The organism is Gilliamella sp. ESL0250 (assembly GCF_013345045.1).
Taxonomy (GTDB): Bacteria; Pseudomonadota; Gammaproteobacteria; order Enterobacterales; family Orbaceae; genus Gilliamella; species Gilliamella apicola_H.
Genome location: NZ_JAAEDV010000006.1, coordinates 13854 through 38134, shown reverse-complemented (window position 1 = coordinate 38134; position 24281 = coordinate 13854). Strand labels below are relative to the sequence as shown.

Here is a 24281-nt window from a genome sequence, read left to right as displayed (position 1 = left end):
ATATTTACTCTTTGGGTGTAACTAACTCTATTCGTGTTGGTTTTGATGACATGCTGCCGTCGGATGATTGATGATCTATTTCTTGTTTATCTCGCCATTTATGCGGTTGTCGATTTTTAAGCCAGAAAATTTGAGCAGTTGTATCGGGTGGAATTAATTTTTTAATCACTCGTTTAGATTTATTTTTCCCATCGGTTTTTAACTCAACTTCTTCATATTCAATACCAATAGCTCTTTTATATAATGATTCAACAACATCAACATCCGCAATCTCCTTACCTTTTTTTATGGACTCAAGAAACTGCGGGTGTTTAGTTTTCCATGTGTTGATAGTTTGCTCTGAAACATTAAAAAAATCCGCTAATTGTTTATCTGTATAACCCAACAAGCACAGCTTTCTAGCCTGTTCAGCGTATTCTTCTCTGTAGTTTGTTGGTCTTGCCATTAAATTAACCTCGTTTTTATATTTCTATTATTGACTACCTAAGGAGGCATGTTATTTTTAAAGAAAAAAGGAGAAAATATAGTGATAACTAAAACAGAACAAATTAAAGCAGCAATCATGAAAAATGATTATAAAAAGGCGATTTCAATGCTGGCAAAAATTAGAAAGCTAGGAAAATATACGGAAGATATACTCAATGCGGACATGGCTTATAAACATAGAAATTTTTGTATTCAAATTGGCAAAGATCCGGATATATTGATCGACAAAGGAATTATAGCTATAAAAACAAAATACAACATGATTTAGTCATTTTTTATAAATGATAGAATTTTGTTGATTGTTTGTTCTCTCTCAGCAATAATTTGACTTAACACATTATTTCTAAATACTTCTCTCAATTGATGATAATCTGAATGTTTGATAAATTCCCACAACTGATTTTTATCATCAAAAAATAGAAATTCCGGTATATTGTAGCCCGATTTAATTACATTCTTCTTGCATGACGAATCAAACACCGGCACACAATTGCAATACACGGCTTCATAAAATCGATTGGCTAAATGATTGTAATTTTCATGAGTGAACTCATCTTCTATATACAAACTATATTTAAATAATCTTAAAGTCTCTTTATTTTTATCCCATTTTATTTTTTCTATAAATTTAGGTTGGCATCCATGCTGCATATATTGTTTAAAATTTTTGCTACTTGAGCTTACAATAATGTTTTCATCGAAATATTTTTTAAAATATTTTGCTCTATCTTTTCGATATGTACCATAATAAATTAACTCATGTTTTTTCTTAACATCAATGTCGCACTCACCCCATATCAGTGTGTTTAAATTAACCATTAACCATGATTTAGCAAATTTATACGATCTCTGTCGATTTTTAGGAATTTCAAAATTAGCAATTACTTTAACATCGTTTCTTTTTTGCATAAAGCTAGGTGCAGGGCAATCATATTCATTAATAATCCAATATATTTGCGCTGACTCATTATTTTTTAACAACTCGTCAATTTTCTTAAATGGCATATAACCACTTGCATAGCTAAATATGATTTTATCATATTTGTTTAAAATTACATTTGATATAGTTTTATCATCAAAAACTATATCCCAATTTAAATATTTATTTATTGCCAAAACATTTCTAACATGAGCAACTGAACCAGCTTGCCCACCTCTAATGGGTGTACATTCAACGATTAATCCACGCATTTAAAAAATCTTCTCCATTCATTTTTTTGCAATGCAAAATAGATGTTATTTTGTTATATTCATCCAAATTTGAGCATTTAATAATAAAATTCTTGCTAGTCGAAATATCATTAATTATATCTATATCCATTATTTCTGAATCATTTAACATGCTATTTAATTCCGTTTCACTAAACCCAAGCATATTCACATCAAAATTTTCAATCTGTAGCGATTCAATCTCAGCCCTTAACAACTCAATATCCCAACTCGCGTTTAATGATAGTTTATTATCCGCAATTAAATAAGCTCTTTTTTGTGATTCCGTTAATTTATATAACACAATACACGGAACTTTATCCAAACCAAGTTCTTTTGCCGCATCTAGACGTCCATGTCCAGCAATTATAATATCGTTTTCATCTATTAATATTGGATTCGTCCAACCAAACTCTATAACACTATTAATTATTTGCTGAATCTGTTCTTCTGAATGCGTTCTTGAGTTTTGGATATATTTTTTTAGATCGCTAACTTTTTTGTAAATAATTTTTAATTCGTTCATTAACATAAAATCCCAATCGTTGATCTTCTATTATTTGAATATAAAAATTTAAATATTTTCTTAAAAATAAAGTGGAAAAAATATTGACTTAATGTCGCAAATGCGACATAATACTTACATAGATTCGGAACTGGTTCGAATCAATCCTAGAAGAGGACATAAAAATGATCAATCAAGTTAAATTAAATCAAATTTTCCAAGCTCACTGTCACAGCAACTCAGATCTAATCTGCAAATATCGAGTTATTAAAATCACTGCTAAACGAGTTGTTTTGCAACATTTGCAAATTGATGATGACATCATTAACGTTAAAGTATCGCCGTATAACTTAGCTGAATTGGTCTTGATTGGTAAATACACAAATCTATACCCAACTGGAGAAATTTATGAATCACACTGAATTAAAAGCGCTTCGGCGCTTCTTCTTTCTTGATGTTGTAGACGCCGCAAATTTAATAGCAGGTGTATCAGTTCGATCTTGGCAAAGATACGAAAAAGGCACTGTCACAATACATAAAGATGTTATTGAAAAAATGAATAAATTAAAGCAAGAAAGAAAAGAGATTCTTAAACAGATGTCCGCTGGTGAAACACCAAAAATAGACATTACAAAAACGCACAACGAGCAGGAGCTAACAAGGATATTAATTTTATCAGTTAGCGCCGAATTAATAGCTAAATCATAAACAAATCAAGGCGGTTTGATTAAATATGCAGTTATTTTTTATAACTGCCTGGGATTTTTTATAGTTTATGCGGTAAAAGTGAATAGTTATTTATTTTTACTTTTACTTTTGATGTATTTTTCTAGATTACTAATGTCATGTTTACTATCGTACAGATTTTTGCAACTAAACAAATCTAACACTAATAATGCGTCAGCCACCATATTGTATGCATCCTTGGCCATGGATTTGCAATTATGCTTGTCTTTTGAGTATTCAATAAATCTCAATGCACAATCTAATTGGTCACAAACCCAATTATCTACCCACACTGGGAAATCGGGGTTGGCTCTCATTTTATTTAAATCGCATATTGCGGCGTCCAATTGACTTAGCGTGAACTCTTGCCAATGTGATGATTCTTCATATGGTTTTAATCTCTGCATTTTTGGTAACCAGTTATCTTCGTCGCATTTTATTTCACCTGTTACTTTAAACATAAACATATTCTCTTTACCAAGCAGCGTTAGCATTGGTTGAATGATGTTATCAAGAAAAGTTAGACCCCACTCTGGAAACCAATTTCTAACTTCTACAGTTGGTGATTCGTGATGTAGTTTACCGATATAAATCGGGTAAATTCCGTACGCCAAGGCGTAATGGGTATAATTCATTTGGATATATTCTTTTGAAACACGTTTAAATATCGCCATTTTTATCTCTTTATTTAAATAATAGGTATGATCCAAAAATTACATTATTATTTATATCATATTGATTTATAATGATATAAATATGATTTAAGTATTGATCGTGTTTTGCTTAATCGAAACTATTAATTTCTCTTATCGCCCTTTTATCCGCATTACACTTCTCAATAACATTTAGCAAATGCTCGTTATATCTGAGACTATAGCCAAACGTCATCGATTTCGATGGTAAATTTGGTAGGCAGTCACTGAGTAAATTTGCTGGTATCGGTCGATTGACGTAAACTTTTCGCTCTGTTGTACAGGCGGTCAACAACAGAACTGGGAATACGTTCATTAGCACAATGATTATTTTTAAGTTGCTCATTGATTCGCTCCTGACGTTCTAGTGATTGGTTTTCTAGCTCGCGTTTGCTTTGCTCATTATCTGCTATGACTTGATTGTTTTTAGCGATGTTCTGGTTCAACTGTTCGATTTTTCCGAACAGTTCATTGTTTGTTTTTTGAATTGCTTCTTTGTCTTTACACAAATTAACAATAACATAAATCATAAATGCAAAAATAATCGCTATTGTCGTGTATGTTTTATTCATTTTAAACCACTCAAATAAAGCGTTTTACCGTCCTGCTTGACTGCTGTTAACACTATTTGACGATTGTTAGTTGGGCTAAACCCGATATGCACCCATTGGTTGTGCTCTTGAATTAATTTATCGAACTGTACACCAGAATCGGTTAATCGTTGACAAATCTCTTTAGGCGTACCGAATGACGATTTAAAGTCTACCGCTAATCCCTTTGTGTGAGCGCTTGTTGCTACACCGCCAACTTTAGCATTTAGCGCAGGACAGCGATATCCAGACGTGATAATAATTGGCTTACCTAAAGCTTTTCTTACTAGCTCCAACTTGATAGCTGTTAATTGCACATTAGCCATCAAATTATCTGGCACACGATTATCTATTTTTAATCTGTCCGCTGTCGTCGAACGTGTAAACTCTTCTAGCGTAAAATGTTCAGTTAGCTTGGTCATCGTTGTTGTCAACCCTTTTTCTTAACATTGAATTTGATATTTGACGTAATTTATCAACCCCTAAAAATCCAATTGCACCACCAATAAAAGGATTCATGCTAACGGGCAAGCCAAAATAATCTAGTCCACTGCTAGCGGCTAATGATAACGCACCACACAATAACGCCTCCACCCATTTACGACGTCCACCTACCCCATCATACGTTAAACGACCGTAGGCTATGATGATGGATAAAACGACGCCATAAATTAATGGCGCATTCGATTGCAACCATTCCATGATTGATGATTTATACATGTTATTATTCTTCTTGTTAGTTAATGATGTGACAGCGTACTAGCTATTGTTGGTTATGTGCGCGTGTCTAGCTTTGCTGTCGATTCGATGTTGAGTGAATTACTCAAAATTTGGACATAAAAAAACCGCAGTTAAGCGGCTTTATTTTTTCTTACTTATTCGTTTCTTTTTGAATTTTTTTAGTTTATATACTTCTATTTTCTTTATTTCTTTACTTACTAATTTTTTATTTTCAATTAAAGGAACTTCTTTTTTATTCTTTTCCTCTTGTTCAGCTTTTAATTTTTTATACTCATCTTTAGCAACAACAATATTAATAAAAATAAAAAAAACAAAAAAGATAACTACTAACCAAAAAATAAAATCAAACACTCGCTCAGCTGTAGGACTAAGATGACCATTTTTTGAGCTGTGAAAATGTGGTACATATCTTACCCGAGCATCGACAATTGTTGACCAAAAAATAATTAAAAAGAATGCGATTATCTTTTTCATTGCGCACACTGCTCAGTAATGAATTTATTATCATTACCCTGAATTTGTTTAATTTGTTGATTGCGCTTGCATTCCCATTGTTCAGGCGGATACATTTTGTTCCACTCGGTCATTAACTTATGTTCAGAATCCGATAGGTTGATATTGTATTTATTCGACATATAGAAATAGGTTCGTGCTATTGTTCCTCGAATCTCGTCGCGCGGTTGAAATTTTCTTCCTTTAAAATCAACGGCTGATTGGCATTTTCCATATTGATTAAATTCTTTAGTGAATTGCGAATAGCGATAATTTGACCTGTCACCGTTTACTTCACCGATAGCGGGCTGTAGATTGTGCATATCCCCCTCCATCAAGTTGAACGTAACATCTTTTTTACACGCTTTACGTCCACCATCTCGCCAACATTGTAGATGACGTCCGAAATTTTCGGCGGGCATAACGTGTTCCCACTCAATGCGAGTCGCCTTATCTTTATTTTTTCTCAGTTCATATCCGCATTTACCAAAATCTACAACACCTTTTTTACCTGCCCATGAAATATCACACCCGCAGTAAAATTCTGTTTGTGTTGAATTTGATTTATACAATTTAGTAAGCTGAGTTTTCGCATTGTCAAAATTTTGCTTACTAATTGCAATTTGATCGGATGTCGGCACTGATTTTGACTTTTTCGGCTTGGGCGTCGGTGCTGCTGAATACGTTCCTATTCGACATGTTTTAGAAGCTGATATGCAAGAATTGCCACACGGTATACCTTTGCGACAATTTTTAGCATTTGAAATTGACGGAAATAATAAAAATAAAACTAAAATTAAAGCAATCTTTTTCATAATTAAATATTACCTGCGTTTAAAAATTACGCAGTTTAATATAAAAATTACAAAATAAAAACAAAAAGCCCAACTTATTAAAGTCGGGCTTCTATTTAAAAACAGTTTGGATAAAAAAATTCCAGTCTGGGTACTTTATACCACTGTGCTCTTAAGAAATCAAGATTTTTTTGCTATAATTAAATAATTCCATTTCTAAACATATTTAACTTCTAACAGATAATAAAAAAGCCCGCATTTGCGAGCTTTATATATAAAAATCCTATCATGAATAATTTAGTACAGTTTCTGTCCCACGTCAACACATTTTAATAAAAAATATCATTTCTTTTTGACAATTTAGCAACAATAAAACTTTCAAAAGATTTTAGTCTTCTATCAACTGAATTTTTAGACATATCTTTCATGTGTGCGATATCTCTTAATGTTAGTCTTTCGCTCCAATCTGTGCCCCCAGCAACAATATCAACACCTCTATAATACAGTTCTGCTAGCTCTTGCTTTTCTCTCATTGCCGCATCTTTTGAGTTTTTCGCCTCTTTCATGCATTCATCAATAAACTCAAGCTCATTTTCAACATATACATAATTTTTTTTTGGGTATAACTCAGAAAACATTGAGCTGACATTTTTATAGCCGCATTTACTGGAATATGAATTACATTTACCCCACATTTTTAGTAATTCAATAGCTTTGGCTAATAAATTGTTCTCATTAGCTCTCTCAATAAATAAATTTTTACTATTGAGATAATTTTCAAATTGCTTAACATCTGGCTCATCATCAACGTATATATATTCTGCTAGCATTTGTTACCTACCCTTTTAACTCTTTTAATTTTTGCTTATATTCAGCTTTAACCTGCTTTATTTGCTCTATCGTGTATTTTTTTGGTTCGTGATGACCCTCTAGCCACTCAACTTTTTCTACACCTATTTTTTTCACTAAATTAATTCTGTACTCAATGATGTTCCCCGATTTGTGGTTGTTACATGCTGAACATTGCTTATGTACATTCAGCTCACAGAATCGTAACTCTGGACATGCCCCAACGCTTCGATAATGCCCCGCGTGATATTGCCCGTTATGATAACGCCCACAACTGATACACGGCTCGCTTTTATCTCTTTCTCGAATAAATGCATTAAATACTGTTTGCGCATCTCTTAAATGCTCTGAGCGTGTTTTTATGCTTTCTTTTGCTATCCGCGTTAACTTTCTTCTAACTCGCTCTTGAACTTTATTATCTTTTGCATACTGAATAGCACAATCAACCGAACACACTTGAGCGAGCGAGTTAAATGGCGCAAATTTTCTGCCACAACTTTTACATTTTTTCTGCTTTATTTCTCCCTTCATCGTCTAAACTTCGCTTTATTCATGTAAAACTTACCGCAAGACCCTTTTACTTCGCCGTTAACATTGATGAGCGGTCTATTGCAAACAAATAAATCCCAATCAACGTTATATAAACAAGCACCATTACATTCAGGGCATTTAAAATCAGTTTTGATTAGTTTGTGTTTCTTCGGCATTGTCGTTAACCTTGTTTAAATTATGCTGGTTAATGTATTCTCTGCGTTGTTCTCTAACTATTGCTATTGCTCGTTCTAACTCTCGCTCTTTATCATCGTATAGTTTCAGTTGTTCTTTGTGCTTGTTAGTCATTATTTTCAGCCTCTTTTATCATTTGCTTAATTTCCTCAATGCTTGACGTGCAAAAATATCGGAATCTGTGTATCTCGTTGTTACTGCTAGTAATTATTTCTGTTTTGAAATCTGTTGCATCATCCGCACTTATTAGCGAAACAATACAGTCAATACAGATTGAAACTTGACGCTGCATTACCAGCTTCTCTCTTCGATAATCTATAATTGTCACATCAACAAATTTTTTCTTACTTGTTTTACTTGCTTCCGCTCTTTTAATTACATCTTTTATTAGCTCTGTTTGTAATTGCTCAAACTGTTTATCTGTTAATTTAATTTCCATCATGCCACCTTTGATAATTGGTCTTTGTACCAATCAAATATTAATAAATCTGTCTTAGACTGCTCGCTCCAATTAACGCCTTTCTCGGCTCCAAATGCATATGCTAGCTCCAATAAATCACTTAATTCTTTTTTACTCATTCTTCTTGTTGATTGGCCTAAAACAATAACGCCTGTCCCGTCCAAATTTGGTACTGTTTTTTGTCCTTTTAGTGTTGCAGTAAAAACGTGCTTCCATTCCTCTGGAGTTAGCGTTAATCCGTGCCAATTAACTTGTTTCGATATATCCGTTAATGTTGCCCACATGCGGGCGTTTTGCTCTAAAGTTCTGGTCATCTCTTGAATACAAACTACTAACGGATTTTTACTATCAACCGGTAATGAGCGAATAAAATTAATTAAATTGTTTTTTACTGTTTCGCTAACTAGTTTAAATATTTTCTTATTTGCCATTACTTAGTTGCCCTCCAAGTTACGAATCCCCAGAAAAACAGTACAGCTAGCATTACAATAGCTTCATCACTCATCTGCTAACTCCTTATTCGCAACCATTTGGTTTAATTGAATTAATTTTGTTAGACCGAAAATCTGAGCTGGAATATAAAAACATAAAAGGACAACCCATCCCTCATACGCAATAAAAAAGATCGATAAAATGGCATAAATCAAGTTCCAAGCTATATGAAAATTGGTTAAATAATTCCAGTTTTTAATAAGCTTTTCAGACGGAATGAAAATAGCTAAATACAAAATGAAACATTCAAACCAAAACACAATTTTTGGTATAACTATAAAGTTTTCGCTAATCAATTTAGACATAAGAATGGCTATGACTATGATTGCCGTGTATGAAATTTTTATTAATAATTTACCGCTCATTATCTACCTCCCGTCAATGCAAATATGTTTTTTATTTTCAAAAATCTTCTCGTACTCGTTTGCTTTTGCAATGTCTTGCTCTAACGCATCTTTTTTACCTGCCCTGATTCGATATTTCAAAATGTTACCGAAACAAAAGCCTCTAAACTGCTCTACAGTCATGCTTCGTGCGATAATGTCGATAGATTCAACACCTTCGATTATTTGATAATGTTTAGGATTTTTTACTTTTTCGTTCATCAGTTATCACCCGTAAATATTTTTAATTTTATGATGCTCTTGTTTTTTCAGCCCGTGCTAGCCATGCTATCCAGTAATCGCCCTCAGATTTCCTTACCATTTCCCTGAGTTCCGCTTCCGCTTCCGCTTGAACAGGTTTTCTATACCAGCTCAAAAATTCTTCTAGCTCGTTCTCTAACTCTTGCTGTGTTAATTTAGTCATCAATAAACCCTCACACGTTCAAAATTATCAAGCCTATTTCTTTCCAACCGAAAGAATTCTTTTTACCATTTGACAACTTTTCAACACATTGTTCGATTGTTAATTTCTCATCAGTAAAATGCGTCCAATTTGTCAGTTGATGTCCGTTTTTTGTGATGATTGCTGTTATTTTGTAAGCCATTTTTAATACCTCTATTTACCAAATCTAAATACTGTCATCATCAACCAATGAGAAGTTTTGCTCCTGCCATTGATTGCAATTAGTTTGAAGCCGCTCTCTTATGCAAACATCTTTATAACATTTCCGTTTTTCTCTCCGCTCATCAAAAGAAATTGCGAATCCTCCGTCGTAAAAGTTGTCGCATGTAACGCATGATTTAGTTGCGAGGTTTGAAAAACATTTAGCTTCATGATTATCAATGCCTTTTTTTGTTTTTCTGAGAACTTTGTTACAGTGTTCACACTCGTACATTTTTAATAATCTAGCCATTTCTGTATCAACTCCCTTAATTTAATTCTGTCTTCTTCTGAATATTTTTTAACTCGTTCTGCTAATTGCTGTTTAATCTTTGCCGTATTTGCTCCCCTGCTCTTTATCGCTCTCACATAGTCGTATGCTATTTTGTCTAGCATGTGATTGATTCCTTGGGGACAGCGGTTAACTCTCCGCAACACAAGCTCTACCCGTTTTTAACATCTGCTTAATGCTAGCTATATGCATCATGCTTTTACTTGATGCTCCCTGCTCGGTTTTGCATTCCAGCATTGCAAACGTATTTTCTGGTTTTGGTAGATAATGATTAGCTCGCTCTTGCGTTAATAGCCCTGTAAAAACAGCATGGTTTATAGCGTCAGTTCGTTTTTCTTTATCGCTACCTAGCGAAACAAACACTTCAACGGTACGCCCGTACATCATCGATTCATCAACCATTCGCTCATATGCATCGATAAACGTTCGTCTTGCTCCAATTTTGTCGCCATTTCGGTAGACAATCTCAGCTTGTGACCACGCTTTTGCTATTTCATTAGTCCAAACAACCGTATTAGTTTCATCGCTAGCAAGTATTGCAATCGACCATGCTTCATCTGGTGATAAATGATTACTTGAACCGCCCATTAGCTTGATTAAATCCGCAGGTTTAGGCATAAATTGACTTTTAAGCACCCAAGCATGTGCAGCGGCTTTTAACGATTGAATCGGATATTGCCCAAGCGTTGACCAGTAAATATTGACCTTGACAGTGCTTGCTTGCTGCCCGTAAACTTCAAGCAACCCACCAATAACCGCTAAAAATTCATCTGTAATCTTTGCCATGGCTAAGCCCTCATACTCTCTAAAACTGCCCTATTCCGTTCAGCAAGGGTCATGAATTTTTCAGATGGTTTATTTGATTTTTTATAACCGCCAGCATTGCGTAACCAGTTGTTAAAAGCAGCATTCCAATCAATATATTTTTTGCCATTCGCCAAGCAGTAATCCCTGAATTTAACAAACTCATTATCCAGATTGATGTTTTCATTCATCGCTATATCTCGATGATGATCGTTCGGTTTAAATTCATCAGGAAACTGACAAGGTCGCTTTGGCTGTTGCGATTTATCCGCAATATTATTTGTAGTATTCTCTGTAGTAATCTTTGTAGTATTCTCTTGATATAACGAACTTGATTTTGTAGTCTTCTCGACATCTATATTGTAGAGATCGGGGTAACTACTTTTCATTTGTCGTGAAGATTGAGTTATAGAGTTGGCGAAATCGCTCAAAACTTGATTAACTTTTTCATTATCAATCTTGTAAAAAGTCTTATGCTCTAACCTCTTTTCTGTAACAATTAACACGCCTTTTTCACATAGTTTTTTTATGGCTGTTCTCTGTTCGTTATGTGTTAAGCCTGTTTCTTCTTCAAGCTCATCACGTGTTTTATACACACCCAAATCAGATGTAGCCTTATCTTGCCAATAAAATAATTGTGAGAATAAAACAGCAGAACTCACGCCACCCAATGGCTTAGCCAGCTTAGGATAATAGGCATTCGGACGCCCTATTAGTTTTAATGTTTCAACTGCGTTCATTAATAGATTTTCATTGTTTAATGTACTCATGCGCTACCTCGAATTACTGACCAGTTGACATCAGGGCGGAGTTCTTCGCACGTTACTAGACCGTTTAAAGCCTGCTCCAGCAAAATAGCTTTATCTTCCCCAATTTTACTAATGCCATTCAGCCATTTACTTACAGCTGCTTGACTAACACCGCAAAGACGAGCTAACTCTCTCTGTCCTCCAACGGCAATTATTGCTTTTTTTAAAGGCTCCATTTCGCCCTCCTTATTTAAAACTAAGATAATGATAACTAAAGTTATTGATTAAGTCAACATTGTGATAACTTATGTTTTTTTATTTTTTATAACAAAAGTTATATAATCAAAACACAAGGAGTCTTTATGAATACATTTAATGAACGTTTTAAAATTGCATTTGATAAATCTGGTTTATCACAGCACGATTTAGCTAAGGCAGTTAATGTTTCTCAACCAGCGATCAGAAAATTAGTGGCAGGTGAGTCAAAAAGTTTTAGAAAAATATCTGAGTTAGCTCAGGCTCTAAAAGTAAATTTAGAGTGGTTGTCTTCTGGGAAAGGAGATTCTGGACTGGATGATCAACAATTTGAATTTATAGGTACAGTTAAAAATGGAGCAGTGAAAGTTAAGGGAGAGGCTGTAATGGGGGCTAATGGAGCTTTTGAAATGGACGAGTCTTTAAATGGATATTTGAAATTTTATAGTGACGATCCAAGCGCATTCGGCCTGAGGGTTAAAGGCGATTCAATGTTCCCAAGAATTAATTCTGGAGAGTTTGTTGTTATCGAACCCAAAGTTATGCCCGCATCAGGTGATGAAGTGTTTGTAAGACTGAAAGATGGAAGAAATATGATAAAAAAACTTGAGTATCATCGAGATTCTGAATATCGCTTCACTAGTATTAACCAAGATCATCCACCAATTACAATCAATGATGATTTAGTGGATAAGGTTATGTATGTAGCAGCTATTGTTAAATCATCAAGATTTATCGATGTTCATGATGTTACAACTTAAAAAACGCAATCAACCGCTTCGGCGGTTATTAAGCATAGAATACTCAGAAAGGAAAGGTAATAATTATGGCTGTTAGATTTAGAAAAAGGATAAAGATAGCTCCAGGCGTAAAACTAAATTTAAGTTCAAATGGGGCAAGTGTTAGTCTAGGGGGAAGAGGTGCTTCGTTAACCATAGGGAAAAAAGGAACATATAGTAATTTAAGTTTACCCGGTAGTGGTTTATCATATCGTACAAAGTTATCAAGTGAAAAAAATGTTAAACAAAAACAAACAACTCAAAAAGCAATATCGGATCATATTTCGGTAAAAGTTAGGATAAACGAAGACGGATCTGTTGAATATTTGAACCCAATTGACGACACACATTTACCTGAAAATATAGTTACAAGCATCAAAAAAAACAATAAAGAAACATTAATTTCTCTTTTTAAACAGGCATGTAAAAAAAATAATGACGGCTTAGATTTACTAGATAAGCTTCATTTAACTGTTATGCCACCCTCTGATACTAGAATTTATCATGAAAAAGATTATCCTGAGCCTCGCCCCAAAAAAGCAAAGCTAAAGGAAAAAACATTTTTAAGCAAAATATTCCCTTTTATTGAAAAAAATAGAGTAAAATTCAACGAGTCTATAGAGCTTGCATATAATAAAAAACTGAAAAATTGGTCTCAAAAAAAAGAAGAATTTGATAAAAACGAGCGTGATATCGCATATAGAATCAACGAACTACTAGCTTCTGGCAATGAAGAAGTAATAAATTCTGAATTGGTAACTTTATTATCCAATATTTCATTTCCAAAGGAAACTAATGTCGATTTTGAGATAAATGAAGATAATTTAGTTCTTGATGTAGATTTGCCCGAAATTGAAGACATCCCGAATAAAAAATATACGGCATCAGATAACTCTCTAAGAATTTCAGTAAAAACGATCTCTGACACAGAGCGAAGAAAAATATACATGACACATATTCATTCTATAATTTTTAGAATAATAGCTGATGTATTTAGTTTGATTCCAACAATAAAAAGAATTACCCTTTCCGCGTACTCACAGAGGCCAAACAATCAAAATGGAAATATAGAAGATCAGTATCTTGTAAGTGTTAATATTAATAAAGAGGAATGGAAGTCAATCAATTTTAATAATATTGAGCATGTTGATGTTGTTGAATGTTTTAATCAATTTGATCTGATTCGCGACATGAGTAAAACTGGGGTATTTAAAGCTATTATTCCTTTTGCTACCATAATAAAAGATAATGACGCAGAGGAGCAAGAAGAGGTAAGCGAGCTTAAATATCCAAATGAAGATAACAGCTTATCAACACAAGAATCAAAGAAAAAAGAAAACAAGCTACAACATCAATCACTTAGTATATTACTTATAATTGGAATTATCTTCTTACCATGTATTTTTTCTTGGTTCACATTAAAAACAGGATACTCTAAGAAAGCAAGGATCATTAGTTTTTCTTGGATGTTTTTATCTATTATTGCTTATTGTTCATAAATAAATAACACATTATCACCAACCGCCTTTTAGGCGGTTTTTCACACCTAAAATCTCCTATCGCAAATTTAAAAACACCAATCTGATTAAAAAACAGCTAATCGATAACTTTTATTTAAATATTGATAACTTTTGTTATTGACTAATCTGATAACTAAAGTTATTATTATCACATCAAAACAAATCAACTTAACAAAACAATTAAGCAATACCACGAGTTACTTAATTAGTTAAGCGAGATTCAAGTAGCTAGCTGGGGCATATGAAAGTACAGCGGTTTTGAAAGCAATCACAGCAGTACGCATCGGGTGAGCGACTTAATCACTCCCAGCCTCGAAAGAGACCGACTGGCCATCAAGTTCTTTAGTAAGAAGATTGCTATTTAATTTCAAATCAAAGCGCATTTAGACAAGTGCGCTTGAGTTTGAGATGAAAGGAGATTCTAACATGACAGAACAAGACAAAATAAGAAAGCTACAACAAAGCGCGTCTTTTAATGTCTCTAACTTTATTTGGGACGAAGAGGATCGACTATATGCCAAAATCGACTTTGATGAGTTAACAGCTTTATTACTTAGAATGATGAACGTTGATGAGATCGACGGAGAAGAACTTCATGAATGCGTGTGTAGATTAACGCACAAACAAGCTTTTATAGAAGCAAAGAAAAAAATTGAAAATAACGAGCAAATGCTTATTAACCAAGCCTGTTAATTGCAGGCTTTAAGAATAAATAAGGATAAATTATGAACCGCAAGCGTGAAATTGAAGATTATGTAAGAAAAGAATTAACAAGCCAACCACCTAAGCCATGCGATTTTAAAGTTGGCGACATTGTTATCTATAAGAATGACTTTGGCGTCAAATTTGAATGTAAAGTGATCGGCTTTTCAGTCTGCGAATTGTTCAAATACGGAAAATTCATTCACATAGATAATGAACAACATACTACAGCCTATTGGTGTCCGCATCATCCTGACAGCTTAAGTCACAAGTAAGAAATTCTGACAGCTCGGAAAGACGAACACATACTACATCCGTTTGCCCTCTTTTGAGGGCTTTTTTGAAACTATTTGATAGCAACCAGACACGGCTTGGCGCTTGCCGTAAAAGCGCTATTATTCCTTTCATCCCTTGCCCGTGAATTGAGTAGCGGGCTTTTTTACAGATTTAGCGGCTAGAATTCATGAGGATTAAACAATGACAAGTAAAAAGATTATTGAGCGATTACTGCAACAAGATTGGTTTGTTAAGTGTGAAACCGAACACGAAATCGCGTTAGTGCTAAATGCGTGTTTTGATGCAGAAGTTAACTGGATGAATGGAGAACTTACATCGTTCTTCCCAGATCGAACGATAGAATTGCCGGTTTTTATTGCGCGAGATGCTGAATTTAATGAGAGAGGAATTTTTTGGGGAGACTCAGTGTATTTTGAAGATGAAAATCGTCATTTAGAAGACATTACAGATTGGTTTTTCGAAGAATTGAGGAAATAGCATGAACACAATACCGATTGATTACGTCGGCTGTAATGTACATGACACAGACCGATTCACACTAAATTACAAAATGACCAAGGGCGAGCAAATGTACGCCCTTTTTTGTGTCCTAATTGTGACATTGGGCGGATTGTTTATGCTGATTCGCTGGATGTTAGAAGTAGCAACGAATTAAAAAGGAATATGGAAATGGCAGAATCATTTGAAAAGAAAATTTGGGAAACTCTATCTCAGGTTAATGTTAACGATAAAGTAGAAAAAAAGAACGGATTAACATATTTGTCTTGGGCGTGGGCATGGGGTGTTTTAATGGAGTATTATCCCCAATCCTCATACATAATTAACCCACCAACCACAGAAATGGATGGCTCTATGACGGTTAGCGTAACGCTAACAATAAAAGAGGATAACAACGAGGCAACTCGATTTATGTGGTTGCCAGTTATGGATTTTAAAAACCACGCTATTAAGTCACCAAATTCAGTAGATATTAATAAAGCGACCATGCGATGTTTAACTAAAGCCATATCCATGTTTGGGTTGGGTTTTTATATCTATGCTGGTGAGGATTTGCCAGAAGAAGAAAAGCAGGCGCAAAAAATCAATGAAGATGCGTTAAACAAAAAACGCGAATCATTAATAAAAGCAGTTGAGCAATCTGCACAAAAAGGAACTGATGCAATGGGTGAGTTTTGGAAATCGTTATCAATTGAAGACCAAAAACTTATCGGGTCCACTGAAAAGCGCCGTATCTATGATATAGCAAAAGAGGCTAATAATGGAACAGCGAACGGATGAATGGTTTAACGTGCGACTAGGTAAAGTTACAGCTAGCCGAATTAGTGATGTGATGGCTAAAACAAAAAGCGGTTATTCGACTAGCCGTCAAAATTACATGGCTCAGCTGATTTGCGAACGACTAACAGAAAAACCGACCGAATCATACTCTAATGCCGCAATGCAACGCGGCACAGAGTTAGAGCCGATAGCTAGAGAAATGTACATACTAAACCAATTTGACGTAATCGTTAAAGAAGTTGGCTTTATCCCCCACCCTACAATCGAAAACGCTGGCGCTAGTCCTGATGGGCTGGTAAATGAAGACGGATTAATTGAAATTAAATGCCCAAATACTTGGACGCACTTAGAATTTATGCAATCACTAAAGCCGAAGCGTGAGTACATTTTACAAATGCAATGGCAAATGATGTGCACGGGTCGAAAATGGTGCGATTTTGTCAGCTATGACGATAGATTACCCGATAATTTGAGTTTTAGGTGCGTACGAATTCATTACGACGAAGTATTAGCTCAAGAGATAGAAGCAGAAGTTATCAAATTTCTGCAAGAACTCGATGAGCGTATCAAACAAATAGAAGCCTCATAACCGTCAAAGTGACATTTTTAAAGGAAAGAATTATGACCAGATTAACTAAAACTATCAAAAAACAAATTTGTACAAATGCAATTGAACAATCACCAGTAACTAAAGAGCTAGAAATAGCAAATGAAAATTTATCTAAATTGGCCGTTGACGTTTATAACGATAACGTAACTGCTGAGCAGCTCAAAGAAGCGAATGAGATAAAAGCTCGCGTTAAAGAGCTGCCATTCGTTCGAGGTAGTGTTTTTTACATTTACCATAACATGAGATGTTATTTTAACGGATTAAGCGCATGTCTAGCATTACCGTCTGAGAGTGATTTTTACGAATTACAAGAGTACCCAACATACACCGCTGATCATGAGTTTTCAAAACGGTTTTTATCATTACAGAGCCAGATCGAAAACTTAGAAAAACAGATAAGATTTTTACGAGAAGAAGTTATGGCTATTTTAAATAGTTGTGCGACTCTCAAAAAACTACAGGAAATATGGCCAGAATCAGTCAACTTTTTAGGCGGTATACACGCGAATGTTATATTAAAAAAGGCGATTTAGTCGTGGTAAGTGGTGAGTTTTATGTTGAAGAATGGCAGAAAGATGGCGCAACATTCACAAGACCGTGTTTGCGAGTATCTCAAATTCAATTGACTAAAAAGCAGGATGAACAACCTCAACAATCTAAACCGCAAGCACCAGCTCAGCAAGATGAGTTTATAGATGACGGGATTCCATTTTAGTTTGACAATAATTTTATCGGGTTGTATAGTTGTTGATACTACAACATACGCGGACTTCCGCACCCGAAAGCTAGCGGTTTTTTTATGCCTATTTTTAGGTATTTGATCATGTCTATGATCGGGTCGAGAGGACGTAATACAATACTCGAAAGAGGAATAAGTCTCGCCGTCGTATGCGGTAGTTGAAGCCCGATCACCCACTAAGTGATCAAATAACTAAACATACGAAAGGTATAAAATCATGTCAAATCAACTAACTTTTAATAACGCTCAATTATACACTATCAATCATAACAATCAAATTTGGTTGTCAAGCAAGGATTTAGCCAAAGCTTTAAATTACTCTTGTAGTAAATCAGTAACAGATTTATATAACAAATATTCAGATGAATTTACGCCTTGCATGTCTCAGGTCGTCGAATCAACGACCTCAGGAAATTACAAAAAGAAAGTACGTATCTTTTCCCTTAGAGGTGCACATCTTATCGCTATGTTTTCCAGAACTCCAATCGCAAAAGAATTCAGGAAATGGGTTCTTGATATTTTGGATAAGGAAAGTGGCGTAATTAAAATAAATGATGTTATCACCCATTCACAAGAGCAAGAATTAATCAGAGCAATCAATCGATGTGTTGAGCGAATCAAAGAACATTGGACTGATATATCAGTTTGTTTATGCAAAAAATTTAATATTAGCAACAGGAGCGAGTTACCAGCATCAAAACTTAATGATGCTTTTGAGTTTTTAGATTCTCTTACAAAAAAGTCAGTTGTCGGCAAGCGTTATCTTGTCGAGGTAAAAATAACTGACTATATGTTTAATGGTGAAAAAACTATTTTGGGTAAATGCGATGATTTTAATATCTTGCTAACTAATTTAGCGTTAAATTTAGGCTACAAAATAGAACGGTTAACATATAACCCACAATTATTATCTTTTTAAATTAAGGGCGTTATGCCCTTTTTTAATCCACAAAATCTGTTAATAACTCACTGAACAACCACCCTATTCTATTAATTTTACAAATATTCTCACGCCCATTATTTGGCGTGGGATAACTATTATCTAAAGGAAACAACCATGACAACACACAAACTAAAAATTAAATCAGAGCATTTTAATACAGAAAATTACTAAGTGTTATTTGTTGATGAGAGAAAATTAGAGGTAATTATGGCGGAATCAATTATATTAACAGATGATGAACTACATATGTTAACAGGCAAAAAAAGAAAAAATTTACAAATACAATGGTTAAAAGAAAACAAATTTTGCTTTCATATCAATTTGCTTGGTAAACCAGTAATCTTACGTTCATCATTGAATCAAAAAGTAAGCATTGAACAAAAACAACAACAAGAGCCAGATTTTGGAGCCTTGAATGGCAAGGAACCGTAAAGACAAAAAAGACAATATCCTCCCTCCTCGCGTGTCAAAAAATAAATATTCATACTATCTCAAAACCAGAGAAAACAAAACAGTTACGCTAGGCTCGATCAATATGAGCATGGTAGAGCTGTGGGCGAAGTACGAGGGGGTTATTGCTGAACAAAAAGAGGAAATGACGTTTAGTAAGCTGTGGAGTATGCACTTAAATAGTGCCTCTTTTCATAAACTATCATCACGCTCGCAAGAGGATAAATTACGAGGGGCTAAAAAAATATTACCCGTTTTCGGGCATATAAACGTTAATAATATCAAGCCGGAACATATCAGGCGCTACATGGACATCAGGGGCGAGCAAAGCAAAGTGCAAGCAAATCACGAGCTATCTTACATGTCTGTAGCGTTCGGTTGGGGGTACGAACGTGGGTATTGTAAAATGAATCCATGTTCTGGGGTAAAAAAATTCAGCATTCAGGCGAGAGATAAATATATTGAAGATATCGAGTATTACACGATTTATGATGAAGCGATAGATATACTAAAAGTAGCGATGGAAATATCGTATCTGTGCGCAGTTCGGGAAGGCGATATATTCAAGCTAAAGCACAGCCAAATACTCAAAGAGGGTATTTATATAAAACAAGGTAAAACAGGGAAAAGGCAAATCAAACAATGGACAGAACGACTAGCAGACGCAATTAATTTAGCTAAAAAACTATTTCCGCCATCTTCTTCCGATTCTCTCGTGCTGCAAAATAAATCAGGAGGCAAACTAATTCAGAAGACATTTAACTCGTATTGGCTGGACGCAAAACGAAAAGCAGAAGAAAAACTAGGTAGAAAAATCAATTGCACATTTCATGATATCAAAGCCAAGGCTATTTCAGACTACGACGGAGCAACTAAAGATAAACAGCTATTTAGTGGTCACAAGACCGAGGCTCAGGTTAATACATATGACAGAAAAGTGAAAGTAACACCAACATTAAACCCGCCTAAAAAAGAAGATTTATTCTAACTGTATATTCTAAGTTAATTCCAAGTATTGATCGTTTTAAAATGACAGGATTTTATCTTATTGATTTTATTTATGAAATATGGAGGCGCGTCCCGGAGTCGAACCGAGGTAGACGGATTTGCAATCCGCAGCATGGCCACTCTGCCAACGCGCCGTACAGGTCTATCTGAATAGGTTGCAAATATTAGCATTGGCTTTATTAGTCGTCAAGTTCAAATAGATTATAATTACAGCAGTCACTTCTTTTTTTATTTGATTATTAAAAATCTATTTACTTTGGACACAAGTTTTAAAAACTTAATACATTATAAATGAAAAGTGCAACTATCGGCGCTATAAGGGTGTCTTTTACTCTATAGCGATATCTTATTAATCTAATTTTATTGTTATTAACCAATTTATTATTAAATATATTTAATAATAAATTAAATGCTTTTATAACCTATTACTAGACACCTCGTATAATATTGAAATCTAACTATAGCCTAGGTACACAGCATTGTCTACGAACAAATATCGCACTAAATACGGTTAAATTTTATTTCATGCTAGATCAACTCGTATAGCTTTCATGACAAGAAGTTATTACGGTGCTTCTGGATATTTATAGATCCAAGTAATATCTGGATAATTTGCAAATGCGTTAGGGAATAAATAAACACCACTTAATAATGGAAAGTCAGTAAACTTCCATTCAACTTTGAAATTGGGATAGAATTTAGTGATGGAGTCAAAAAGTAACGTTGTACAATAAAGATGTGGCTGTTCACGAGGAGCTAAGACAAAGGCTTTACCTTGCTTTGTTAAAAGATCACTAACAATTTGTTGTTGTTGTACATCAGATAAAAAATTAGGTCTTGCTATAGCATATTTTTCGGCTAATTCAGGAGCTATGAACTCGGGTAAGGTCGATACAATCACTTGATTAGGAAATTTGTCATCATCACTCGTGGTCGCATGAATAATTTTAATTTCGGGATTAGTCGATATAATCATGCCAATATGTGAAAAATCACCACCACCTAATTGTTTAACAATAAGGCTATCGGTTTGTATACCTTTTCTAAAAATCCAATCTCCTACTTTTACTGAATAAGGCAATTTAGAGGTTGGATTTGAAGAATAAACAGACTCATTAGCAAAAACAACCGTCGCCAGCATAATAAAAATAATCGAGAAAAAACGACAGTAGTTCATCAAAATTCATTCTTAACAAGAAAGGATAAATTAGTATCTACCCTTTCTAATATAACATTGCTATATTACCTTTTATTTAAGATTAATCATCCATTTGTTATCAGTTTTGATTACTGATAGGCTACGTTCATCTTTTTTAGTATTATCTTTGAAAAAAACAGTTGTTTTTACTTTAGCCATGGTTTTTTCATCATTAGTATATTCTGCAGGAGCAGACTCAACTTTATCAAGGCCGCCATGTTCATCAGCAAATTTTTTCCCTTGTTGAAGCGCTTCTTGCATTTTGCTTTTCACTAACATTGCCATATCCATATCTTTGTGATTATCATCTTTAGGGAAATTGATCAGATTCATAACGGTATCTGTATCACCTTTATAAATTGCTGTGATAAATTTTTCAGATACTTTTTCTGGAGTATCTTCAGTCGAACACGCTGTAACAATAAGTGCCAATAAAAAAACGCTTAAAAATTTCATTAGTAATTTCATTTTTATTTCCATTATCAAATTTAATTTATAAAATATTTTACATTCTTTCCTGTCGATTAAACTATACAGATAGCATCATAGGAAAGAGGTAAAATAATACTATGTAATAAGATAATCGCAAAGTAACATTATTTTGAAGCATTACTTTTTAAAATTTAAAAGGATATCTTGCCAATTTTGATCTAATTTAGCTTCAATAGCGATTGGTTTATGGTTAAGAGGATGAGAAATCTCTAACTTACTCGCATGTAACATCAAGCGTTTAACGCCAAAATAGTTGGCAAAAGCACGGTTTTGATGAAGATCGCCATGTTTACTATCTCCCAAAATAGGATGAAAGATATGTTTCATATGACGACGTAATTGGTGTTTACGTCCTGTTTGTGGTTTTAATTCAACAAAGCTATATCTAGCAGTATCAAACTTACCAACTTTAATAGGAAGTTCAATTTTGCTAATCCCTCGATAACAAGTGACTGCATCTTGTGCTGGTTTATTTTTATCAGAAAATTTGTCAGCAATTTTATCTAATTCTTCAACTAAAGGGTAATCGATCGCAGATTCACCCTCAAGATAACCACGCACAACAGCATGATACGTTTTCTCAATTTGTTTTGTGGCAAATTGTTCTGACACGAGCCTTGCTACATCACTAGAAAGGGCAAACAGCAACACACCAGATGTTGGCCTATCTAGTCTATGCACAGGAAAAACATGTTGGCCAATCTGATCTCGTAACGTTTGCATAACAACAACTGTTTCTTTTTTATCTAACCAACTGCGATGCACAAGCCAACCCGATGGTTTGTTAATCGCAATTAAAGCATTATCATGATAGAGAATTTCAAACATAGCCTATTTTATTGAAAATCAATTAGAGAAATAGCCTTTCAAGTTCAGCAGCTATACTTGGGCTATTATTATCGCCAATAGCGTAACTTGCTTTTGCTTTCACTTCATTATCAGCATTCCCCATAGCAATACCTAATCCAGCAATAGATAACATACTTATGTCATTATAACTATCACCAAAAGCGACTATTTCGCTTAAATCAATATTTTCATGCTCAGCCCAGTGTGTTAAACCATTTCCTTTAGTATTACCTTTAATCGCAACATCTGCTCGATTTGACCAAGACCATTCACACGAGAATACATCTAATGCATCTACCGCATTTGAGAATTGTCGTAGAGCAGGAAGGTTATGGCTACTGGTTGCAAATTTAAAAATAGCACCAGATTGATCTATCACGTTTTCAAAACTCGCTACTTTTTTGATTTCTGGCTGTAAAAAATCGGGCAATGTTTTGACCCATTTAAAAAAGCCTTCTAGATGATCATCTAACACTTCATAAGTCATCATTTGATCAGTATAAACTAAAGTATGGATACCATATTGGTTAACTAGTTTTAATAGCATTCTTGCTTGATCTTTGGTCATTGGTTTAGCAGCAAAAGCGTTTTGCTTTTCAAAATCATAAAGATAAGATCCATTACAACAAATTGCGGGGGTTGATAATTTGAGTTGATAATAATAAGGATAAATTACAGAATGGTGACGCCCAGATACTAAAATGACTTTCACACCTTTAGCACTGATTTTTTTTATCATCTCGACAGTTTCTGGCAAAACTAAACGATTACTGGCTAGTAACGTGCCATCCATATCAAAAGCAACCGCTTTATACTTCATATAATCCCCCTTTTTATTTCTAATCTTTGTTATAAAAATTAGCTGAGTATTAGAACTTCAATAAATTTAAAATTCAATTTTTTGACGCCCAACAAATGAATGCGATAAGGTAGTGCCATCCACCATTTCAAGTTCACCACCAACTGGAACACCATGAGCGATTCTTGTTGCTGTCACATTAAACTGTGCACACATTTGCGCGATATAATTGGCGGTTGCATCACCTTCAACGGTGGGATTAGTGGCTAAAATAACTTCGTTGATTGATTCTGACGCTAACTTGTTTTTCAATAAATCAAGACCAATATCGCTAGGACCGATACCGTCTAATGGCGATAAATGGCCTAACAATACAAAATAACGACCACTATATTGTCCAGTTTGTTCTATGGCAACTATATCTGCGGGAGTTTCGACAACGCAAAGCTGCCCACTATTTTGGCGGCGGACATTTGCACAAATAGTACAGATTTCTTGTTCGGTAAAAGTTCGACACTCTTTGCAATGACCTATATTTATCATTGCTTCATGTAGCTCATGAGCTAATTTTATTCCACCTTGTCGATTGCGTTGCAATAAATGAAAGGCCATTCGTTGTGCCGATTTGGGACCAACGCCCGGTAAACAACGCAGTGCTTCTATAAGCGATTCTAATAATGGGCTTATTTGCATGTATTATTTGATTCTCAC

Annotated in this window: 42 protein-coding genes and 1 tRNA gene; 15 read left to right on the top strand and 28 right to left on the bottom strand. The window is 34.5% G+C overall.

Features of this window, described 5'->3' with window-relative positions; translation table 11 throughout:
- Positions 1-4 precede the first annotated feature (4 nt).
- Positions 5-445, bottom strand: a complete 441-nt coding sequence (locus GYY69_RS06275; protein WP_174796904.1) for a terminase — start codon at positions 443-445, stop codon at positions 5-7.
- A gap of 48 nt (positions 446-493) precedes the next feature.
- Between GYY69_RS06275 and GYY69_RS06270 the strand changes: the two genes are divergently transcribed.
- Entirely contained in the window at positions 494-754 is a 261-nt protein-coding gene (locus GYY69_RS06270) for a hypothetical protein (RefSeq protein ID WP_174796903.1), read from the top strand.
- Here GYY69_RS06270 and GYY69_RS06265 read toward each other — a convergent pair.
- Positions 751-1677 (bottom strand): hypothetical protein, encoded by a 927-nt coding sequence (locus tag GYY69_RS06265; RefSeq protein ID WP_174796902.1) that lies wholly within the window; start codon positions 1675-1677, stop codon positions 751-753. The two genes, GYY69_RS06270 and GYY69_RS06265, sit on opposite strands and share 4 nt — an antisense overlap.
- The gene (locus GYY69_RS06260) at positions 1658-2221 is read right to left on the bottom strand and encodes a ParB/Srx family N-terminal domain-containing protein (RefSeq protein ID WP_238786531.1); all 564 of its coding nucleotides are present in this window, start codon (positions 2219-2221) and stop codon (positions 1658-1660) included. The genes GYY69_RS06265 and GYY69_RS06260 overlap by 20 nt, the downstream gene beginning before the upstream one ends.
- A 164-nt stretch (positions 2222-2385) precedes the next feature.
- On the opposite strand from GYY69_RS06260, the gene GYY69_RS06255 reads away from it, so the two are divergent.
- Together GYY69_RS06255 and GYY69_RS06250 are read left to right on the top strand one after the other, a co-directional pair.
- On the top strand, positions 2386-2622 hold the full coding sequence (locus GYY69_RS06255) for a hypothetical protein (protein WP_174796900.1): 237 nt from the start codon (positions 2386-2388) through the stop codon (positions 2620-2622).
- Entirely contained in the window at positions 2609-2908 is a 300-nt protein-coding gene (locus tag GYY69_RS06250; protein ID WP_174796899.1) for an Aca2/YdiL-like domain-containing protein, read from the top strand. Before GYY69_RS06255 ends, GYY69_RS06250 begins: the two co-directional genes overlap by 14 nt.
- Before the next feature lie 86 nt (positions 2909-2994).
- On the opposite strand, the gene GYY69_RS06245 is transcribed toward GYY69_RS06250, so the two are convergent.
- From GYY69_RS06245 to GYY69_RS06160, 19 genes are all read right to left on the bottom strand, one after another.
- The gene (locus GYY69_RS06245) at positions 2995-3600 is read right to left on the bottom strand and encodes a hypothetical protein (protein ID WP_174796898.1); all 606 of its coding nucleotides are present in this window, start codon (positions 3598-3600) and stop codon (positions 2995-2997) included.
- A gap of 109 nt (positions 3601-3709) precedes the next feature.
- Complete coding sequence (lysC, locus tag GYY69_RS13070; protein WP_446718888.1) at positions 3710-3934, bottom strand: Rz1-like lysis system protein LysC; 225 nt, start codon at positions 3932-3934, stop codon at positions 3710-3712.
- On the bottom strand, positions 3843-4190 hold the full coding sequence (locus GYY69_RS06240; protein WP_174796897.1) for a hypothetical protein: 348 nt from the start codon (positions 4188-4190) through the stop codon (positions 3843-3845). The genes lysC and GYY69_RS06240 overlap by 92 nt, the downstream gene beginning before the upstream one ends.
- Positions 4187-4630 carry a D-Ala-D-Ala carboxypeptidase family metallohydrolase gene (locus tag GYY69_RS06235; protein ID WP_174796896.1) on the bottom strand — a complete coding sequence of 148 codons (444 nt, stop codon included), beginning with the start codon at positions 4628-4630 and terminating at the stop codon, positions 4187-4189. Before GYY69_RS06235 ends, GYY69_RS06240 begins: the two co-directional genes overlap by 4 nt.
- On the bottom strand, positions 4614-4928 hold the full coding sequence (locus GYY69_RS06230) for a phage holin, lambda family (protein ID WP_174796895.1): 315 nt from the start codon (positions 4926-4928) through the stop codon (positions 4614-4616). The genes GYY69_RS06235 and GYY69_RS06230 overlap by 17 nt, the downstream gene beginning before the upstream one ends.
- A 141-nt stretch (positions 4929-5069) precedes the next feature.
- Complete coding sequence (locus GYY69_RS06225) at positions 5070-5423, bottom strand: hypothetical protein (protein ID WP_174796894.1); 354 nt, start codon at positions 5421-5423, stop codon at positions 5070-5072.
- A complete protein-coding gene (locus GYY69_RS06220; RefSeq protein WP_180214689.1) occupies positions 5420-6256 on the bottom strand; it encodes an endonuclease in 837 nt (278 codons plus the stop codon). The genes GYY69_RS06225 and GYY69_RS06220 overlap by 4 nt, the downstream gene beginning before the upstream one ends.
- A gap of 308 nt (positions 6257-6564) precedes the next feature.
- The gene (locus tag GYY69_RS06215) at positions 6565-7065 is read right to left on the bottom strand and encodes a hypothetical protein (protein ID WP_174796893.1); all 501 of its coding nucleotides are present in this window, start codon (positions 7063-7065) and stop codon (positions 6565-6567) included.
- A gap of 7 nt (positions 7066-7072) precedes the next feature.
- On the bottom strand, positions 7073-7615 hold the full coding sequence (locus tag GYY69_RS06210) for a recombination protein NinG (protein ID WP_174796892.1): 543 nt from the start codon (positions 7613-7615) through the stop codon (positions 7073-7075).
- 144 nt (positions 7616-7759) lie between these two features.
- Entirely contained in the window at positions 7760-7924 is a 165-nt protein-coding gene (locus tag GYY69_RS06205; RefSeq protein WP_174796891.1) for a hypothetical protein, read from the bottom strand.
- The gene (locus GYY69_RS06200) at positions 7917-8249 is read right to left on the bottom strand and encodes a hypothetical protein (RefSeq protein ID WP_174796890.1); all 333 of its coding nucleotides are present in this window, start codon (positions 8247-8249) and stop codon (positions 7917-7919) included. Before GYY69_RS06200 ends, GYY69_RS06205 begins: the two co-directional genes overlap by 8 nt.
- Positions 8249-8701, bottom strand: coding sequence for a recombination protein NinB (locus tag GYY69_RS06195; protein WP_174796889.1), 453 nt, complete (start codon positions 8699-8701; stop codon positions 8249-8251). The genes GYY69_RS06200 and GYY69_RS06195 overlap by 1 nt, the downstream gene beginning before the upstream one ends.
- A gap of 66 nt (positions 8702-8767) precedes the next feature.
- Entirely contained in the window at positions 8768-9127 is a 360-nt protein-coding gene (locus tag GYY69_RS06190; RefSeq protein ID WP_174796888.1) for a hypothetical protein, read from the bottom strand.
- Positions 9128-9130: 3 nt separating this feature from the next.
- The gene (locus GYY69_RS06185) at positions 9131-9367 is read right to left on the bottom strand and encodes a DUF3310 domain-containing protein (protein ID WP_174796887.1); all 237 of its coding nucleotides are present in this window, start codon (positions 9365-9367) and stop codon (positions 9131-9133) included.
- Positions 9368-9395: 28 nt separating this feature from the next.
- Positions 9396-9569, bottom strand: a complete 174-nt coding sequence (locus GYY69_RS06180) for a hypothetical protein (RefSeq protein ID WP_174796886.1) — start codon at positions 9567-9569, stop codon at positions 9396-9398.
- A gap of 10 nt (positions 9570-9579) precedes the next feature.
- Positions 9580-9750, bottom strand: a complete 171-nt coding sequence (locus GYY69_RS06175) for a DUF1187 family protein (protein ID WP_174796885.1) — start codon at positions 9748-9750, stop codon at positions 9580-9582.
- Between the two features lie 477 nt (positions 9751-10227).
- Positions 10228-10884 (bottom strand): hypothetical protein, encoded by a 657-nt coding sequence (locus GYY69_RS06170; RefSeq protein ID WP_174796884.1) that lies wholly within the window; start codon positions 10882-10884, stop codon positions 10228-10230.
- A gap of 2 nt (positions 10885-10886) precedes the next feature.
- A complete protein-coding gene (locus GYY69_RS06165) occupies positions 10887-11672 on the bottom strand; it encodes a hypothetical protein (RefSeq protein WP_174796883.1) in 786 nt (261 codons plus the stop codon).
- Positions 11669-11887, bottom strand: coding sequence for a transcriptional regulator (locus tag GYY69_RS06160; RefSeq protein ID WP_174796882.1), 219 nt, complete (start codon positions 11885-11887; stop codon positions 11669-11671). The genes GYY69_RS06165 and GYY69_RS06160 overlap by 4 nt, the downstream gene beginning before the upstream one ends.
- Positions 11888-12013: 126 nt before the next feature.
- Between GYY69_RS06160 and GYY69_RS06155 the strand changes: the two genes are divergently transcribed.
- From GYY69_RS06155 to GYY69_RS06100, 12 genes are all read left to right on the top strand, one after another.
- Positions 12014-12667, top strand: a complete 654-nt coding sequence (locus GYY69_RS06155) for a LexA family transcriptional regulator (protein ID WP_174796881.1) — start codon at positions 12014-12016, stop codon at positions 12665-12667.
- A gap of 65 nt (positions 12668-12732) precedes the next feature.
- Entirely contained in the window at positions 12733-14184 is a 1452-nt protein-coding gene (locus GYY69_RS06150; protein WP_174796880.1) for a DUF4236 domain-containing protein, read from the top strand.
- Between the two features lie 447 nt (positions 14185-14631).
- Complete coding sequence (locus GYY69_RS06145) at positions 14632-14898, top strand: hypothetical protein (RefSeq protein ID WP_174796879.1); 267 nt, start codon at positions 14632-14634, stop codon at positions 14896-14898.
- A 32-nt stretch (positions 14899-14930) separates the two neighbouring features.
- Positions 14931-15182 carry a hypothetical protein gene (locus GYY69_RS06140; protein WP_174796878.1) on the top strand — a complete coding sequence of 84 codons (252 nt, stop codon included), beginning with the start codon at positions 14931-14933 and terminating at the stop codon, positions 15180-15182.
- A 202-nt stretch (positions 15183-15384) separates the two neighbouring features.
- Positions 15385-15681, top strand: a complete 297-nt coding sequence (locus GYY69_RS06135; protein WP_174796877.1) for a hypothetical protein — start codon at positions 15385-15387, stop codon at positions 15679-15681.
- Positions 15682-15873: 192 nt separating this feature from the next.
- Positions 15874-16482, top strand: coding sequence for a Sak single strand annealing protein (locus tag GYY69_RS06130; protein WP_174796876.1), 609 nt, complete (start codon positions 15874-15876; stop codon positions 16480-16482).
- The gene (locus GYY69_RS06125; RefSeq protein WP_174796875.1) at positions 16463-17071 is read left to right on the top strand and encodes a lambda exonuclease family protein; all 609 of its coding nucleotides are present in this window, start codon (positions 16463-16465) and stop codon (positions 17069-17071) included. Before GYY69_RS06130 ends, GYY69_RS06125 begins: the two co-directional genes overlap by 20 nt.
- A gap of 32 nt (positions 17072-17103) precedes the next feature.
- Positions 17104-17625, top strand: a complete 522-nt coding sequence (locus tag GYY69_RS06120; RefSeq protein WP_174796874.1) for an Nmad5 family putative nucleotide modification protein — start codon at positions 17104-17106, stop codon at positions 17623-17625.
- Between the two features lie 2 nt (positions 17626-17627).
- Positions 17628-17807, top strand: a complete 180-nt coding sequence (locus GYY69_RS06115) for a hypothetical protein (protein ID WP_174796873.1) — start codon at positions 17628-17630, stop codon at positions 17805-17807.
- Positions 17808-18048: 241 nt separating this feature from the next.
- Positions 18049-18750: a BRO-N domain-containing protein gene (locus GYY69_RS06110; protein WP_174796872.1), complete on the top strand. Its 702-nt coding sequence runs from the start codon at positions 18049-18051 to the stop codon at positions 18748-18750.
- A 195-nt stretch (positions 18751-18945) separates the two neighbouring features.
- A complete protein-coding gene (locus GYY69_RS06105; RefSeq protein ID WP_174796871.1) occupies positions 18946-19206 on the top strand; it encodes a DUF4224 domain-containing protein in 261 nt (86 codons plus the stop codon).
- Positions 19190-20212 (top strand): tyrosine-type recombinase/integrase, encoded by a 1023-nt coding sequence (locus GYY69_RS06100; protein WP_174796870.1) that lies wholly within the window; start codon positions 19190-19192, stop codon positions 20210-20212. The genes GYY69_RS06105 and GYY69_RS06100 overlap by 17 nt, the downstream gene beginning before the upstream one ends.
- A gap of 80 nt (positions 20213-20292) precedes the next feature.
- Here GYY69_RS06100 and GYY69_RS06095 read toward each other — a convergent pair.
- The 6 genes from GYY69_RS06095 to recR form a co-directional block, all read right to left on the bottom strand.
- Positions 20293-20366: transfer RNA gene (locus GYY69_RS06095), tRNA-Cys, on the bottom strand.
- Positions 20367-20797: 431 nt separating this feature from the next.
- The gene (locus GYY69_RS06090) at positions 20798-21409 is read right to left on the bottom strand and encodes a YiiX/YebB-like N1pC/P60 family cysteine hydrolase (RefSeq protein ID WP_174796869.1); all 612 of its coding nucleotides are present in this window, start codon (positions 21407-21409) and stop codon (positions 20798-20800) included.
- 72 nt (positions 21410-21481) lie between these two features.
- Positions 21482-21898: a DUF4878 domain-containing protein gene (locus GYY69_RS06085; RefSeq protein ID WP_174796868.1), complete on the bottom strand. Its 417-nt coding sequence runs from the start codon at positions 21896-21898 to the stop codon at positions 21482-21484.
- A gap of 141 nt (positions 21899-22039) precedes the next feature.
- Positions 22040-22750, bottom strand: a complete 711-nt coding sequence (truC, locus tag GYY69_RS06080; RefSeq protein WP_174796867.1) for a tRNA pseudouridine(65) synthase TruC — start codon at positions 22748-22750, stop codon at positions 22040-22042.
- A gap of 22 nt (positions 22751-22772) precedes the next feature.
- Positions 22773-23591: a pyridoxal phosphatase gene (locus GYY69_RS06075; RefSeq protein ID WP_174796866.1), complete on the bottom strand. Its 819-nt coding sequence runs from the start codon at positions 23589-23591 to the stop codon at positions 22773-22775.
- A 66-nt stretch (positions 23592-23657) separates the two neighbouring features.
- The gene (recR, locus tag GYY69_RS06070) at positions 23658-24263 is read right to left on the bottom strand and encodes a recombination mediator RecR (protein ID WP_065638585.1); all 606 of its coding nucleotides are present in this window, start codon (positions 24261-24263) and stop codon (positions 23658-23660) included.
- Positions 24264-24281 lie beyond the last annotated feature (18 nt).